Consider the following 13,505-nt stretch of genomic DNA (forward strand, 5'->3'; position numbering starts at 1 on the left):
GTCACACCATCAGGTCCGTCGTGCGGAGTGTGGTCAAGTCGAGGAGCACGAGGTTCCCGGGCCGTCCGTCGCAGTCGAGCGACTCGACTCGTAGTGAGGGCAGACCGTCTCGGGGGAATGTCGCGGAGTCCCGCACGTCTAGATGGGCGTGGAGATGAAGCAGCGGGGTGACCGCCTCGGTGACCCAGTGCACGTAAACCCGACCCGAGTCGGCGTATGAGAGCTCGGTATCCGACCACCCGCGTCGACCCTTGATCGCTGCAGACGCCTTCGGGGTGAGCGCATAGCCGGCGTCGTGGGTAAGTAGCACGTCAGCATGGCCACCGGCGGCGGCCGCCTTGACATCAGCAAGACTCGGGAGCTCCTCCCGCCACCAGGAGTACCCCTCGATGCGACGGAGGAAATCGACGCTCGGAGCCCCACCGAACGCCAGGAACGAACGGCCCCCAATGGTGAAACGGTACCCGCGGGGCAACGCCCAGACGTAATCGCTAAGCTGCACCGCCTCACCGGGATGCTCGGCAAACAGTCGGCTCAGCGTTCCCCAGTCATCGTGGTGGCCGGGCACCACGGCAATCGTTCGGATACCCGTGTGCCGACCGGACGCGGAATTGACGCACCAGTGGTCGATCTCCTTCAGAAGCCTTGTGCTCCGTCCGGGAAGGACGTTGACGTTGCCGAGATACAGGATCGATGAGGCTCCACTGCGCGCGGCCGATGCGATAGCACGCTCGATCCAGGGTAACCGTCCGTTCCATTTGCCCGCGACGACTATGCGGTCGGCGTCAAGTAAGTTGGGCAGGTTGGTATGCACTTTTATATTAGACCATTTACAACAGGCTTTCGGAGGTCACGCGTCGACTACGCGGAACTTACTGTGCCTGCCGGACATACCGTGGTGTACCCGTGGGAGGTACCTGATGTTGACGTTGGGGGTGAGTCGTGGTGTCACGCATGTTGGATACACGCACGGCGCGAGGTCGCGGCGGGCGTGCGGCGACGAGCCCCACCGCATCGTGCATGCGGGCGGCGAGATTGGACATGTCCAACCACCGTCTTAGACTGGCGCTGTCGGTTCTTGAGGGTGAACTACTGGGACACAGGGGTGCGTCGCTGATGATGGATGCTGACTCGTCGTCGACAGACGCCGAGTTGCTCTTTCGGCTCTCCCGGGGCGAGACCTCCGCGTATCGGGCGCTGTTCAAACGGCATGAGCGTGCCGCCTATCGCATCGCGCTGTCGATGGTGCGCTCGACTTGGGACGCGGAGGATGTTGCGGCGGCGGCATTTCTCGAGCTCTGGCGGAAGCGAGACACTGCTCGCCTCGTCGATGGTTCGGTCCTGCCGTGGCTGATTACGGTCGTCTCATACTGCGCCAAGAACAATCTGCGGAGCACTCTCCGGTATCGGCGACTTCTGGCGAAGGTTCCCCGCGAAGGGCAGCAACCTGACCACGCGGATGAAGTTGCGCGAGTGATCGACGCGCTAGACATATCCGCCGCGGTGCAATCAGCGCTCAGCGAGTTGAACGCGCGGGACGCGAGCGTGCTGCTCTTGTGTGTCGTACAAGAGCTCAGCGTCCACGACGCGGCGATAGCGCTCGGCATCCCGGAAGGCACCGTGAAGTCGAGGCTCTCACGGGTAAAGGCGAAGCTCCGTGTGCGTTTGGGTGCGTTCGCTCCTCAGCCCGGGGAGGCCCAGGCATGAATGATCAGCGGCGGATGCCTCACGGCGACTACATCGAGGACATGCTTGTCGCATACGCCTCGAACAATCTGTCGCGTCCTCGGTGGTGGCAGCGCGTGTGGGGACGTGTACTGATCGGTGGCGGCGCATTCGTGGTTCTCGGGAGTACCGCAGTTGCCGGTGTCATGCTTCTCGACTCGGCGCCTGTGACTGACACGGCCGTTGTGCAATGTCTGAGCAAAGCCAGCCGGAATCTCGACGGCTCGCTCCCCGGTGCTGCGGTCAGTATGGCGGCACCATCGGGTAGCGTGCCCATCGACGACGCCGTCGAGACGTGTCGCCAGATGTGGGCTTCGGGACGGTTCGAATCGGATGATCCGCTCAACCCGAGTCCGACGCCGGGAGCGGTGCCCGAAGCGTTCACGACGTGCGTCACCGACGATGGCATCGCCGCCATCGTGCCGGGACGGGTCGAGTGCTCGGTGCTGAAACTGCACCCCTGGAACGACTGACACAGGGAACCGCGCGCCTCTAGCCGGACAGTACGGGAAGACACCGACCTTGGAGGTTTTCCTATGCGCCTTCGCGCCATCATCGCCGTCCTTCTGGCGACAACCATCTCACTTGCCGCGCCCCCTGCTTATGCGGAGGAGATCGTAGATCCCACTGACGCCTGCACGATTGGGGGCGTAGCCGTTCCCGAGGGTGAAGCGCCACCTGCGGACATCCCGGTCGTGATCTCGTGCTTCGACTCTCAGGCCGAGGCGGAGGCATTCATCGAGGCGGGTGCGCCCGGAGACATCGAGCAGCTGATCGGCACATCTCAGGCGAGGTCCGCCAGTGCTGCGGCCGCGAGCACGGTGACAATCGGGAGCGTGTGGACTGGACTTGGACGTACGGGCTCCGTGCTGATTCATTGGGGAACAGGATCCGGCTGCTACGGCGTCACCTACGGATTCCCGACGCTCCCGTCGGGGTGGAACGACAACATTCGGTCCGCTGAGGGGTCCAGCAACTGTTGGGCGTCGCACTATCAAAACGCATCGTACGGCGGCCAGGTGCTGACGTGTGCTCCCTACTGCTCGACGCTGAGCTTTCTGAACGCGATGTCGTCGTCGATTGTGTACCGGCCGGTAGGTACCTTCGGGTGATCGTGGACCGAGCACTGCGGCGTTGACTGCGCGAATGGGATCGCGGGATACACAATCGACTGTGGCCGACTCGAGCAACCTCCGCTGACAGTGGCGCGATGTGGCCGCGACTACCCCTTATGCCGGAGTTGGTCCAAGTTGCGGTGGGCGGCCAAAGCCGGTCGCCCACAAAATGCATCAACCGCGGCCAACCACCTGGAGCTGTGGAACCGCAATGATGTTCTCCCACGCCAGAGGGCCGGCCGGAATCTCGGGGCCGTTGCTTAGCGCTCATGTGCACCCGGGAACCCAGCGGGAGGGCACGTCGAATGCGCTCATGACAGTCAACGGGCCATGTCCATTCGCAACGACAGCGCGCCTGCGCCGTCACAATCGCTAGTTGAACTCGCCCCACGATTCCCGCTGTACCGCCCACTTCGTGGGCCATGTCACGAAAGAGCTCGGATCAAAGCTCGTGTCGAGAACCTCGACACTCTCAATCTGTGACGCGGGGAGCGAAAGAACGTGGTTCGCTGCGCTGTCGCTCTCGAAATCCCAGAAATGATAGCGCGGCGTCTTGTCGTGCGCTCGGGAGCTGGCGGCGTAGTCCATTGGCGCGCAGCGCCGCACGAGCCTCGCGCCACCGTCTTCTTTCGAACGAAAGGTCACTGTGACCTCAGACAGATCCCTGATCGCTCGGACGATATCGGCATGATTCTCTAGTTCCATGATTCCCAGTTGTCCCCGTTGGGCACCTTGCCCTTGCTGAGACATGTCCGTCTCGCCGGAGAGGTTCCATGGCGTGCGACTCGCGCGTGTCGATGGAGAGTTGGCTGACGACGCGCGCTACTTCGCCTTGTATCCGTGCGCGAACGTCGGCAGTGACGTAAAAGCTCGGCTGTCAGGTCGTGCACTGGCAGGTTCTTCGCTTTGGGCGGGCTCGTCGATGGACCCTATCCGACCTCTGCCCGGGATTCGGCTATCCGGGGCTCGTGCACTGTGGCCCGGCTGTACCCATCGGCGGAGCGAACTGATTGAGGTTCCCATCCCGTCGGCGATCCGCCCGGCGACATAGAGTGTTCGAGGCCGCGTCGGGGGCGACGAGTCTGTGGGGGCCTACGGAGATCGCGAACAAGCGTCGGAGATCATCTGAGGATCGCATTGGCGGGGGCATGTCGGCGGGCGTTGCAGCCTTGGGCGTTGAGCTCGCGAATTGATGCGAGGCTAATTGCGGTTGCGAATCATCGCTGTCGTGTTTCCGCTCGCAGCTAGAACGCACGCGGCAATCGCGATGACATAAGCTGCGCTACTGCTCAGGGCGATCTGCATCAGACCGAGTTGGTTTGCAAGTCGTTCCGATACGCCGACGAGCCTCATCGCGACGGCGCAGATCTCCGCCCCCAGGATCGTTGCGATGAAGATCGATGCGCACGTTGCGACAACGCCGATCAAGGCCGTCTCAGACTTGGAGGCTCCTAGCAACCGGTAGAGTGCGAGCTCGTGCCGGCGGGTGAAGGTCAATGTGAACGCAATTGCGGCGCCAATGAGAGCGCCACCAGTCCAAGCGAACTGCGTCGGTCTCGCGAGCCAAGATGCGCGGGTCGCATCGTAAGTCGCGGTGGACGCCTGAGAGCGAACCCTCAGATCGCGAGTCTCGCTGAAGGTCGCCGCGATCACTTCTCGTACTCGCTCAACGCTTCCGGGTGTCGCTTCGACCCAGCATTCGCGCACGCGCGTGGGCGTCGATTCGAAGGTGTAGAGCCACCTGGCGCGATCCTGGCTCCTCGGCGTCCCTTCATCGGGCAACTGGAGCACAAGAGTTGACCCACCGGTTGTCTTGACTTCGGAGCCGTCTACAAGGCCCACCTCGTCCGCTACGGCCTCTCCGGCGATCCCGGTCACGTTCTGCCTGACTTGAAGGGAAGGGTAAAGGATTCCGATCAGACCGGGCGTAACCACTGCGTGCTGAAACGGAACAGACGGGTAGCCGAGCACCCCGACAGTTTCCACGCGCGCGACGGTCCCGACTGCCGTGACACCGGCGCTGCTGCCGAGGCGGAGACAGCGTGCTCCGTCGATGTCTCCTTCGTTGCGATCTACGATGACGACCGTAGATCCCTTGGCCTTCTCGGCCTCCATCGTGGCCAGCGACCTTCCGGTGATCACCGCCTCTGCTGCTCCTACGCCTGCAAGCGCAACACCAAGAATCAGGGTCGCCGAGATGAATTGGACCGGGCGGGCGCCGATGCCGCGAAGTCCCTCACGGAGGATCGCCAGCGGCCTCATCGGAGCCTCAACGTCGCGTCGCATTGCCCCATGACTCGCTCGTCGTGGGTCGCGACGATAACGATACGTCCGTCGGTCGCCAACTCTCGAAGGGCCGAGGCAACAAGTTCCGTGTTTGACGCGTCGAGCTGACCGGTGGGTTCGTCCGCCAGGATCAACTCTGCTGAGGAGGTGAGGCAACGTGCGACCGTGACACGCTGCACCTCACCGCCAGAGAGTTCGTTCACGCGAGACTTCGCGCGTTCGGCGAGGCCTACGCGCTGTAGTGAACGCCTCGCACGTGCATACGCCTGCCGTGTCGTGGTGCCTTCAGTAAGTTGGGCGACGGCGACGTTGTCAAGGACACTTCTCCCACTCAGCACGATATTGGACTGCAGAATCCACGACACGCGCGCCCAGCGGGATCCCGGAGGTGCACTTTGGCCGTGCGCCACGGCGACCTGACCGGCGTCGTCGGTGAAGGTGATCGTGCCGGCGGTGGGCGCGTACGTCAAGCCAATGAGGTCAAGCAGAGTCGATTTCCCCGAGCCCGACGGCCCTGCCAACGCAGTCATGGTGCCACTTGCGCACTCGAAGGACAAATCTCGGTAGAGCCATTCTGATGATGGATACCGGAATGCGATTCCATGAGCGCTCAGGAGCATTCGATGTCGTCCATCGCCAACCGGGGATTTGCTACCACCTCTGCATCTTGTGGGAGATCGCCGGTAACGCGAATCGTGCCGACGGACCCACCAAGTGCTTCTACTGGCACGGGGCTGTAATGCGCACCCGCGTCGCGAACAGCAAGCACGACGCAGAGATTGCCACGCGCGTCGGTCACCACCGCGGAGGAAGGCACTGCCCAACCCTCTACCGCGTCGTGTCTGCGAATCGCCGCGCTGACGGTCTCGGGCTTGGTGGCAACGAGCGCCTTACTGAGTGCGTCGAGTCCCTCGCCGCCAAGAGGGGTTCCTGCGAAAGCCGTTGTCGTATCGGCCGCGACTAGGTCCCATGCCTCCTGTGGGCTGGGCGTGGGAAGCACGCCCCCAGCCTTCGCGACCACCCTGGCAGTAACCAATTGGGGATTACCGGTGACCACAGGCTCGCCAGCGCCGGGAGCTGGCAGTCCAGCCGCGATGTCTACCGTGGCGGGAGTGAAGTCATCTTCAGGCATCCACACCACCCATGCGTTGTCGAACGCTTCAAGCGTCGCCGCGCTGGGAGCGCCGAGGTCACGAGCGAGGTCCCGTACACCGGTCGTCGTGGACCAGGACCACTCGTCTCCAGGCCCGTGGCGGTAGCCCAGGCTGGCAAGAAGTCTGTTGACGGCGGCAACTTCGGCGGGCTGAGACTCCCGTGACACGACGCTGTACAACGGCGTCGTGGTGTGAGCGGCTATCCTCCAGATGCCGTCGATCTGCACAACGCGAGTTCCATTGACGATCTGCTCACCAACGCGCGCTCCGACAGCAGTGACGAGGCCCGACCAGTTGGGGGATGACAACACCGCAGGCTGCGCCCAGGTGAGATTCAGGTCGACGTCTACCGCATCGTTGTACGGCTCCTTCGTTGCCGCTAGTGTCACCACACTCTCGTCTTCCGCGGCGGCGACACCCATTGCGTTTGAGGCTGTCAACACTCCGCACAGCGCGACGAGAGGCGCCACAAATGCGCACGCCAGCACCATCCATGCGCCGACTCCCTTAAGCCCCCGGCGACCCCTGCGACCACCGACCTCGCTTGCCTCGGTCATTCGTGCGAGTGTCCAGTGCCGTTGCTGTCGGGTGCGATGAAGAAGAATCCCGGGTACGCGTCGATGCACGGGCGTGCGAGATCGGGATAGGTCTCGTTGGAGTAGAGGATCTCCGTGATCTTCTCGAGATCGGCGTCAGATGGGACCGCGATCCCGGTGTCCGTCAAACACTGAACCACCTTGGGCTGTAGCTCTTTTCTTTCTTCGGCAGTCAGCAGCTGCTGATAGGCCCAAACATGAGCCACATCGTCGAAGTACTCGCCCAGGCAGGCGCCCGCCTTCTCGTCGATTGCTTTCAGGTCGCTCTCATCGCTCGCGGTCACCTCGTAGTCGAATGTCTTCTCCGCGTTGCCCGTCTCGTACAGCTCGCCGGCTACGGCACCTGCCGTGATTACACAGTCCCGCTCGGCGAGCAGCGCCATCTCATACTCGGAGGCCGTGACTTTGCCGTCTTCCAGGATCTGGGCTTGGAACTGGGTCGTGGTATCGAGGATTGACTCCAGATTCAGCGGTGGGATCTCCTCCTCGGGGGCCGTGCACGCGGTAAGCGCTGTGGCGAGGGCCAGCAGGAGGACAGCGGTGGTCGCCGTGGTTGCCGGTGTCGATTTCATAGGTGCTCCGTTGCGCTTGAGGTCGCGCGGGAGGTCGACCGCAGCGGTCGACCTCCCGCGCGAAGGTGAGTTAGGCCAGGATCTGCACCGACGGGACGCCGGGCGCCCAGCCGCCGTCGTGGTAGGACTGCCCGTACATGTTGGTCGCGTTCTTGAACGTCTTCCCGATGGTCTTGTCGTTGTAGTACGGTGCGGGCGTGCAGCCGGCGGTGTACCCGAACGTCGCGCTGTACGAACCGTTGATGCTGAGCGTTCCCCAGGCCTTGGACTGGAAGCCGCAGTAGTTCGTGAACACGCCATCCCCGTGCGACACGCGCACGGAGTCGACCCGCCACCCCGATCCGTAGACGCCCAGCCCGGTAGTCCCACCGGCACCGTGGGACCATGCGATGCCAGTACCGCTCGCCTGAGCTGCGGTTGGCGCTGCGAGCGCGATGCCTGCAGCGAGCGCGAGTACCACTCCCGCGGTGCGAAGCCTCCGGGACCTGCTCTTGTTGACACGTGACATTCTTGATCTCCTCATTGAGTTCCACCATCGAACTGACGGCGAGGTGATTGGTTCACCTGATCCGAAATGTCCAGCTGAAGCAGATGGTTCCCTCAGGGCAAAAGCGCGAAGACTGACGGCATCACGACTATCGCCAGCATGAGGGCAAGGATCGCCACGACCGTCCACGCGACGATGAGGATCGCTCGCCTCTTGCGGCGAGCAGCAGGTGCCCGTTGGTCGAACTGATCCGCCACTGCCTCTACGCTCCCGAACTCTTCGAGCGCGGCCGCAACTTGCGTTGGTGTCGCATCGGCTGGGATGGTCTCGTTGAGGTGCGTGAGGACTTCGTCGCGCAACTGTCGGCGTTGCGGCCGGGACAGCCCAGCAGTCGCACGCATGAGGTCTTTGAGGTACCGCCCCACAAGCTGGTCCCGCGTTTTACTCATCTGCTCATCTCCTCGCTGTCGAGCACCATGCTCACCGTCTTGGTGAACGAGGACCATTCGTTTCTGAACTCATCGATTTGCGTGCGCCCCTCGTCGGTCAGCGCATAAAAGCGTCGAGGACGACTGTCGTCCTCGACGCTCCAACGGCTGACGACTAGTCCGGTTGCCTCAAGCCTCGAGAGAACAGGGTAGATCGTTCCGGTGCCGGCGATAAGCCCCGCGTCGGTCAGCTCCTGAGCGATCTCAAGACCGTACTTTGCTCGAGATCGCAGTACAGCCAGCACACATGGGCCCACGACCCCACGTCGCATTTGGGCTGTCGCGCTTGGTTCGTTCATTGCGACAGCGTATATCGCTAGGTACAAGATATCAACTACCGCAAGACTAGTCGTTCAATCACGGGTTGGTGGCAGCTTGCTGATCGCCGCAATTGAGACGTTGCCCACCCATCAGGATGTGTCCAGCTTGGAGGAGCGGTTCCACTCACGGCTGTTTCCAAGCGGTGGATCGCTCTCGCCCGGGGGACGTGCCGAGCTAGTCACTCGCAGCAGGACAGGTTCGATTCAGATCGTGGCGTCCGGTTCGGCCTGCCGCTGCAGGTGACGTCCCCTGGGGTGGTGGGTTTTCCGGCAGGGTCGTCGGCGTCGTAGACGTTGGTGAGCCATCGTGCGATGGTCAGTGAGTACCGATCAAAGTCACTCACAGGAAGACACAAACGCACGATGGCTCTTAACCAGTCTGCCCTCCTCGAGCTCCTCGGGGAACTGAAACTCACCGATGTCACCGACCGGATCCGAGTCGCGACCGAGACGCTCTATCAGGAGCTGATCGACGCGGAAGCGGCGGCGTTCATCGGCGCCGCCCCGTATGAGCGCACCGAGGGCCGCGTCGCGGTCCGCAACGGCTCCAGGCCCCGCACCCTGTCGACGACAGCCGGGGATCTGGAGCTGCGGATCCCGAAGCTGCGGGCCGGGTCCTTCTTCCCGTCGCTGCTGGAACGCCGCCGGAGGGTCGATCAGGCGTTGTTCGCGGTCGTGATGGAGGCCTACGTCCACGGCGTCTCGACCCGCAAGGTCGACGACCTCGTCAAGGCGCTGGGCGCGGACACCGGCATCTCCAAGTCGGAGGTGTCGCGGATCTGCGGCAACCTCGACGAGGACGTCGCGGCGTTCCGGGACCGGCCCCTCGCCGACAGCGCCTACCCGTACGTGTTCCTCGACGCGACCTATTGCAAGGCCCGGGTCGGCCGGCGGGTGGTCTCGCAGGCGGTCGTCGTTGCCGTGGGAGTCGCGGCCGACGGGCGGCGGGAGGTGCTCGGCTTCGAGGTCGGAGACACCGAGTCGCAGCCGTTCTGGACCACGTTCCTGCGCTCGTTGAAGGCGCGTGGGCTGGACGGGGTGAAGCTCGTGATCAGCGACGCGCACACCGGGCTGATCGCAGCGATCGAGACCGTGTTCGTCGGCTCCGCCTGGCAACGCTGCCGAGTGCATTTCATGCGGAACGTGCTCGCCAACGTCCCGAAGACGGCTGGCCCGATGGTCGCGTCGATCATCCGCACGATCTTCGCGCAGCCGGACACGGAGCACGTGTTCGCGCAGTTCCACGAGGTCGTCCGCATGCTCGCCAGGTCGCATCCGAAGGTCGCGGACATGCTCGAGGACGCCAAGAACGACATCCTCGCGTTCTGCGGATTCCCGCAGCAGCACTGGCGGCAGATCTGGTCCACGAACCCGCTCGAACGCGTCAACAAGGAGATCAAACGCCGCACCGACGTCGTCGGAACCTTCCCCAACCCCGCCGCGCTACTGCGCCTGGCCGGGCACGTCCTCATCGAGCAACACGACGAATGGGACGGCGCCGACCGCCGCTACTTCAGCGAACACTCCATGAAGCTCCTGCAAGTCGAAGCAGAGGAGGTCGCGATCCCCGAACTCGCTGCGGCATAATCACAGAAGCTGACCCGCACGGTGTCGAGAAACTCCACCAACCAGCGGGACGTCACCCCGCTGCACCCAACACGAGCTTGGGCCGCGCCGCGTTCGATCACCCGAGCGGGTGGCGTTGCAGAGAACGACGAACCATCTCCAACCGGAGTTGCGATGCTCCCGGTCGGTCGCCGCAGGGTAGGGGGAGAACCAGCGAAGAGAGGAACGTCACGCAAATGTCTGACGCACCAGACCCTGTGTCGGCGGCGCTTGAGAACTGATCGATAGCGGCGCTCGAAAAGTGAACACTCGACGATTGGAGAGTGATCACTTTGGAGGATTGGGCGCTGATCAGGAGGCTGGCTTCGGACGGGGTTCCGAAAGCGCAGATCGCGGCGCGGTTGGGGATCTCGCGGACGACGGTGATCAAGGCGGTGAACTCGGACGGGCCGCCGAGGTATGAGCGGTCACCGCGGCCGACGTCGTTCACGCCGTTTGAGGCGCGGGTGCGGGCGCTGCTCGCCGAGCACCCGCAGATGCCGGCGACGGTGATCGCGGAACGAGTCGGATGGGAGGGCTCGATCCGCTGGTTCCGTGACAACGTCGCGAGGCTCAGGCCGGAGCATCGCCCGGTCGACCCGGCGGATCGACTTGCTTGGGCGGCGGGTGATGCGGCGCAGTGTGATCTGTGGTTCCCGCCGCGGAGGATCCCGCTCGAGGACGGCACGATGGCGTTGCTGCCGGTGCTGGTGCTCGTCGCGGCGCATTCGCGGTTCGTGACGGCGCGGATGATCCCGACCAGGAAGACGGAGGATCTGCTGCTCGGGCACTGGGAACTGATCCAACAGCTCGGCGCCGTTCCGCGGCGGCTGATCTGGGACAACGAGTCCGGGATCGGGCAGCGCGGCCGCCTCGCCCAGGGAGTCGCGTCGTTCGCGGGGACCCTCGCGACGAAAGTGATTCAGCTGAAGCCCTATGACCCGGAATCGAAGGGGATCGTCGAGCGCCGCAACGGCTGGTTCGAGACCTCGTTCATGCCCGGCCGCACCTTCACTTCCCCGGCGGACTTCAACGCGCAGCTGCAGGGCTGGCTCGAGAACGCGAACAGCAGAGTGGTCCGCACGATCAAAGCCCGACCCGTCGATCTGATCGGGCACGACCGCTCCCGGATGCTGCCGCTCCCGCCGATCCCGCTGCAGCTCGGCTGGCGGGAACGAGTTCGGCTCGGCCGGGACTACTACGTCCGCCTCGACGCTTCCGACTACTCCGTCGACCCTCAAGCGATAGGACGGTTCGTCGACGTGATCGCCGATCTCGAGCGGGTGAAGGTCCGCCTCGACGGGCGGCTGGTCGCTGACCACGCGCGCGTCTGGGCCCGCGGCTCGACGATCACCGACCCCGCGCACCTGGAGGCGGCGAAGCGGCTCAGGCAGCAGTTCCAGGCGCCCCGGCCGGCGCCGGTCGATGATCTGAGTCGTGATCTCGCGGACTACGACCGGGCGTTCGGGATCGAAGGAGTCGCGTGATGGCCGCCACGAAGAGCACGGAGTCGGTCAAGCAGATCACCTACCTCGCCGGCGCGCTGAAGGCACCCCGGATCACCGAAGCCGCCGCCCGGATGGCGGACCAAGCACGCGATGCGGGCTGGTCGTTCGAGGACTACCTGGCCGCCGTCCTCGAACGCGAAGTCAGCGCACGGAACGCTTCCGGCGCGGAGCTCCGGATCAAAGCCGCCGGGTTCCCGAGCCGGAAGACGCTCGAAGACTTCGACTGGGAAGCGCAACCCGCCACCCGGCAGCAGATCGCCGGACTCGCCTCAGGCGGGTTCCTCCTCGAAGCGCAGAACGTCGTCCTCCTCGGCCCGCCCGGGACCGGGAAGACGCACCTCGCGACCGCGCTTGGAATCGTCGCGGCCCGGCACGGGCACCGGGTCCTGTTCGGGACCGCGACCGACTGGGTCACCCGCCTCACCGAAGCCCACCGACAAGGGAACCTGGCCAAAGAACTCGCACGGCTCCGCCGATACGGGCTGATCATCGTCGACGAAGTCGGCTACCTCCCGTTCGAGCAAGACGCCGCGAACCTGTTCTTCCAGTTGGTGTCATCCCGCTACGAACACGCGTCGCTGATCCTCACCTCGAACCTGCCATTCTCGGGTTGGGGCGGGGTCTTCGGGGACCAAGCCGTCGCTGCCGCGATGATCGACCGGATCGTTCACCACGCCGACGTCCTCACCCTCAAAGGCGCCAGCTACCGGCTCCGCGGCCGAGGCATCGACAGCCTCCCCAGCATCCGCACCAACACCGACGAAACACCTAGCTAGACTGCCCGCAACCGTTCACTTTTCGAACGCCGAAAGCGTTCAGAATTCGAGCGCCGCCGACACCCTGCGCCAATGGGTGCACTCACAGTTCGCCTTCTGCGGACGCTGGATGTAATCCCGAACGCTGCTGGGCAATGTGAGGACGTGTCCAACAATGCCGGGCGCGCTGTCGCAATATGGATCGCGCGCTCCAGCGGGCGCCCTCTCGATGAAGAATTCCCTTCGACCCCCGCCGTCGAACGCTACGTGGAGAGCCTGCGCGACACCTTCGGTCCCCATGCCGCTGGGCCGGGACTACTTCGTTCCCTGTTCGTCATCGACAACCTCATCGGTTCGAACTCCTGAGGATCGACTAACCTCGGAGGCTGGCACAGGTCTCAGGAGGAACATGTCGGTGCTCATCGAGGGTGGCCAGTGGTGGGCGCGCGTTGCCGAGAAGAACAATGACTCCAAGCAGGCGTATTGGCGAGTTGTGGCCTGGGAGCGAGTGACCGGAGTCGAAGGCGATCCCGACCGCGAACAGTTGGTGGCCTGGATTAACGGGCGCGACCCCATCCGGTCCGACGCGTTCTACGAACATGTCACCGGCTGGGTGCTCTACGACTTCGTTGACACCCTTCCGGCGGGCGCTACGGTTTCCAGCTGGGCATAGACGATCCCGCATCCATGGGGATCGTCCAGCGCAAACCGTTTCCGTCCACGCCGTCCTGCGTCGCCGCCCGGAGGGGGGCGCTCCGCGCTGGCGTTGCTCCGCGTCCGGTGAGCGCTGACGCGGAGTATCGTCCCCGCACAAGCGAAGCGGTGGGCCGTAGCGCGAGGAGTCACGTCGAGAATCAGGGTCATCACCCGAGGTTTGGCAATATGGACTTCGCT

General features: G+C 64.1%; 16 protein-coding genes. 8 read left to right on the forward strand and 8 right to left on the reverse strand.

Annotation, left to right across the window (positions count from 1 at the left end; translation table 11 throughout):
• Nucleotide 1: 1 nt before the first annotated feature.
• Nucleotides 2-814, reverse strand: a complete 813-nt coding sequence (locus JOD60_RS03285; RefSeq protein WP_157127819.1) for a hypothetical protein — start codon at nt 812-814, stop codon at nt 2-4.
• 227 nt (nt 815-1,041) lie between these two features.
• Between JOD60_RS03285 and JOD60_RS03290 the strand changes: the two genes are divergently transcribed.
• From JOD60_RS03290 to JOD60_RS03300, 3 genes are all read left to right on the forward strand, one after another.
• Nucleotides 1,042-1,707, forward strand: coding sequence for an RNA polymerase sigma factor (locus JOD60_RS03290; RefSeq protein WP_198159103.1), 666 nt, complete (start codon nt 1,042-1,044; stop codon nt 1,705-1,707).
• On the forward strand, nt 1,704-2,198 hold the full coding sequence (locus JOD60_RS03295; RefSeq protein ID WP_157127821.1) for a hypothetical protein: 495 nt from the start codon (nt 1,704-1,706) through the stop codon (nt 2,196-2,198). The genes JOD60_RS03290 and JOD60_RS03295 overlap by 4 nt, the downstream gene beginning before the upstream one ends.
• Before the next feature lie 63 nt (nt 2,199-2,261).
• Nucleotides 2,262-2,837: a hypothetical protein gene (locus tag JOD60_RS03300; protein WP_076688534.1), complete on the forward strand. Its 576-nt coding sequence runs from the start codon at nt 2,262-2,264 to the stop codon at nt 2,835-2,837.
• A 1,203-nt stretch (nt 2,838-4,040) separates the two neighbouring features.
• Here JOD60_RS03300 and JOD60_RS03305 read toward each other — a convergent pair.
• From JOD60_RS03305 to JOD60_RS03335, 7 genes are all read right to left on the reverse strand, one after another.
• Complete coding sequence (locus tag JOD60_RS03305; protein WP_204981587.1) at nt 4,041-5,126, reverse strand: ABC transporter permease family protein; 1,086 nt, start codon at nt 5,124-5,126, stop codon at nt 4,041-4,043.
• Nucleotides 5,099-5,746, reverse strand: a complete 648-nt coding sequence (locus JOD60_RS03310) for an ABC transporter ATP-binding protein (RefSeq protein WP_076688540.1) — start codon at nt 5,744-5,746, stop codon at nt 5,099-5,101. Before JOD60_RS03310 ends, JOD60_RS03305 begins: the two co-directional genes overlap by 28 nt.
• Nucleotides 5,737-6,837 carry a hypothetical protein gene (locus tag JOD60_RS03315; protein WP_157127823.1) on the reverse strand — a complete coding sequence of 367 codons (1,101 nt, stop codon included), beginning with the start codon at nt 6,835-6,837 and terminating at the stop codon, nt 5,737-5,739. The genes JOD60_RS03310 and JOD60_RS03315 overlap by 10 nt, the downstream gene beginning before the upstream one ends.
• Nucleotides 6,834-7,448, reverse strand: coding sequence for a hypothetical protein (locus tag JOD60_RS03320; RefSeq protein ID WP_076688542.1), 615 nt, complete (start codon nt 7,446-7,448; stop codon nt 6,834-6,836). Before JOD60_RS03320 ends, JOD60_RS03315 begins: the two co-directional genes overlap by 4 nt.
• Before the next feature lie 70 nt (nt 7,449-7,518).
• Entirely contained in the window at nt 7,519-7,761 is a 243-nt protein-coding gene (locus tag JOD60_RS03325; protein WP_157127824.1) for a hypothetical protein, read from the reverse strand.
• A 287-nt stretch (nt 7,762-8,048) separates the two neighbouring features.
• Nucleotides 8,049-8,384, reverse strand: a complete 336-nt coding sequence (locus JOD60_RS03330) for an HAAS signaling domain-containing protein (protein WP_076688546.1) — start codon at nt 8,382-8,384, stop codon at nt 8,049-8,051.
• Nucleotides 8,381-8,722 (reverse strand): PadR family transcriptional regulator, encoded by a 342-nt coding sequence (locus tag JOD60_RS03335; protein ID WP_076688548.1) that lies wholly within the window; start codon nt 8,720-8,722, stop codon nt 8,381-8,383. Before JOD60_RS03335 ends, JOD60_RS03330 begins: the two co-directional genes overlap by 4 nt.
• A gap of 384 nt (nt 8,723-9,106) precedes the next feature.
• Between JOD60_RS03335 and JOD60_RS03340 the strand changes: the two genes are divergently transcribed.
• From JOD60_RS03340 to JOD60_RS03360, 5 genes are all read left to right on the forward strand, one after another.
• On the forward strand, nt 9,107-10,330 hold the full coding sequence (locus tag JOD60_RS03340; protein WP_076688550.1) for an IS256 family transposase: 1,224 nt from the start codon (nt 9,107-9,109) through the stop codon (nt 10,328-10,330).
• Nucleotides 10,331-10,632: 302 nt separating this feature from the next.
• On the forward strand, nt 10,633-11,835 hold the full coding sequence (gene istA / locus JOD60_RS03345; protein ID WP_076688552.1) for an IS21 family transposase: 1,203 nt from the start codon (nt 10,633-10,635) through the stop codon (nt 11,833-11,835).
• Nucleotides 11,835-12,632, forward strand: a complete 798-nt coding sequence (istB, locus tag JOD60_RS03350) for an IS21-like element helper ATPase IstB (RefSeq protein WP_076688554.1) — start codon at nt 11,835-11,837, stop codon at nt 12,630-12,632. Before istA ends, istB begins: the two co-directional genes overlap by 1 nt.
• Before the next feature lie 144 nt (nt 12,633-12,776).
• Nucleotides 12,777-12,977 (forward strand): hypothetical protein, encoded by a 201-nt coding sequence (locus tag JOD60_RS03355; RefSeq protein WP_157127825.1) that lies wholly within the window; start codon nt 12,777-12,779, stop codon nt 12,975-12,977.
• A 43-nt stretch (nt 12,978-13,020) separates the two neighbouring features.
• Nucleotides 13,021-13,284 (forward strand): hypothetical protein, encoded by a 264-nt coding sequence (locus JOD60_RS03360; RefSeq protein WP_076688556.1) that lies wholly within the window; start codon nt 13,021-13,023, stop codon nt 13,282-13,284.
• Nucleotides 13,285-13,505 lie beyond the last annotated feature (221 nt).

It is taken from the genome of Microbacterium aurum, from assembly GCF_016907815.1.
In the GTDB taxonomy this organism is placed as follows: domain Bacteria; phylum Actinomycetota; class Actinomycetes; order Actinomycetales; family Microbacteriaceae; genus Microbacterium; species Microbacterium aurum.

Coding starts and splice junctions, on each gene's coding strand:
- JOD60_RS03315 (WP_157127823.1), bottom strand. CDS start 6,837: ATGACCGAGGCAAGCGAGGTCGGTGGTCGCAGGGGTCGCCGGGGGCTT.
- JOD60_RS03330 (WP_076688546.1), bottom strand. CDS start 8,384: ATGAGTAAAACGCGGGACCAGCTTGTGGGGCGGTACCTCAAAGACCTC.
- JOD60_RS03310 (WP_076688540.1), bottom strand. CDS start 5,746: ATGCTCCTGAGCGCTCATGGAATCGCATTCCGGTATCCATCATCAGAA.
- JOD60_RS03360 (WP_076688556.1), top strand. CDS start 13,021: ATGTCGGTGCTCATCGAGGGTGGCCAGTGGTGGGCGCGCGTTGCCGAG.
- JOD60_RS03340 (WP_076688550.1), top strand. CDS start 9,107: ATGGCTCTTAACCAGTCTGCCCTCCTCGAGCTCCTCGGGGAACTGAAA.
- JOD60_RS03320 (WP_076688542.1), bottom strand. CDS start 7,448: ATGAAATCGACACCGGCAACCACGGCGACCACCGCTGTCCTCCTGCTG.
- JOD60_RS03300 (WP_076688534.1), top strand. CDS start 2,262: ATGCGCCTTCGCGCCATCATCGCCGTCCTTCTGGCGACAACCATCTCA.
- JOD60_RS03335 (WP_076688548.1), bottom strand. CDS start 8,722: ATGAACGAACCAAGCGCGACAGCCCAAATGCGACGTGGGGTCGTGGGC.
- JOD60_RS03290 (WP_198159103.1), top strand. CDS start 1,042: ATGTCCAACCACCGTCTTAGACTGGCGCTGTCGGTTCTTGAGGGTGAA.
- JOD60_RS03295 (WP_157127821.1), top strand. CDS start 1,704: ATGAATGATCAGCGGCGGATGCCTCACGGCGACTACATCGAGGACATG.
- istB (WP_076688554.1), top strand. CDS start 11,835: ATGGCCGCCACGAAGAGCACGGAGTCGGTCAAGCAGATCACCTACCTC.
- JOD60_RS03305 (WP_204981587.1), bottom strand. CDS start 5,126: ATGCGACGCGACGTTGAGGCTCCGATGAGGCCGCTGGCGATCCTCCGT.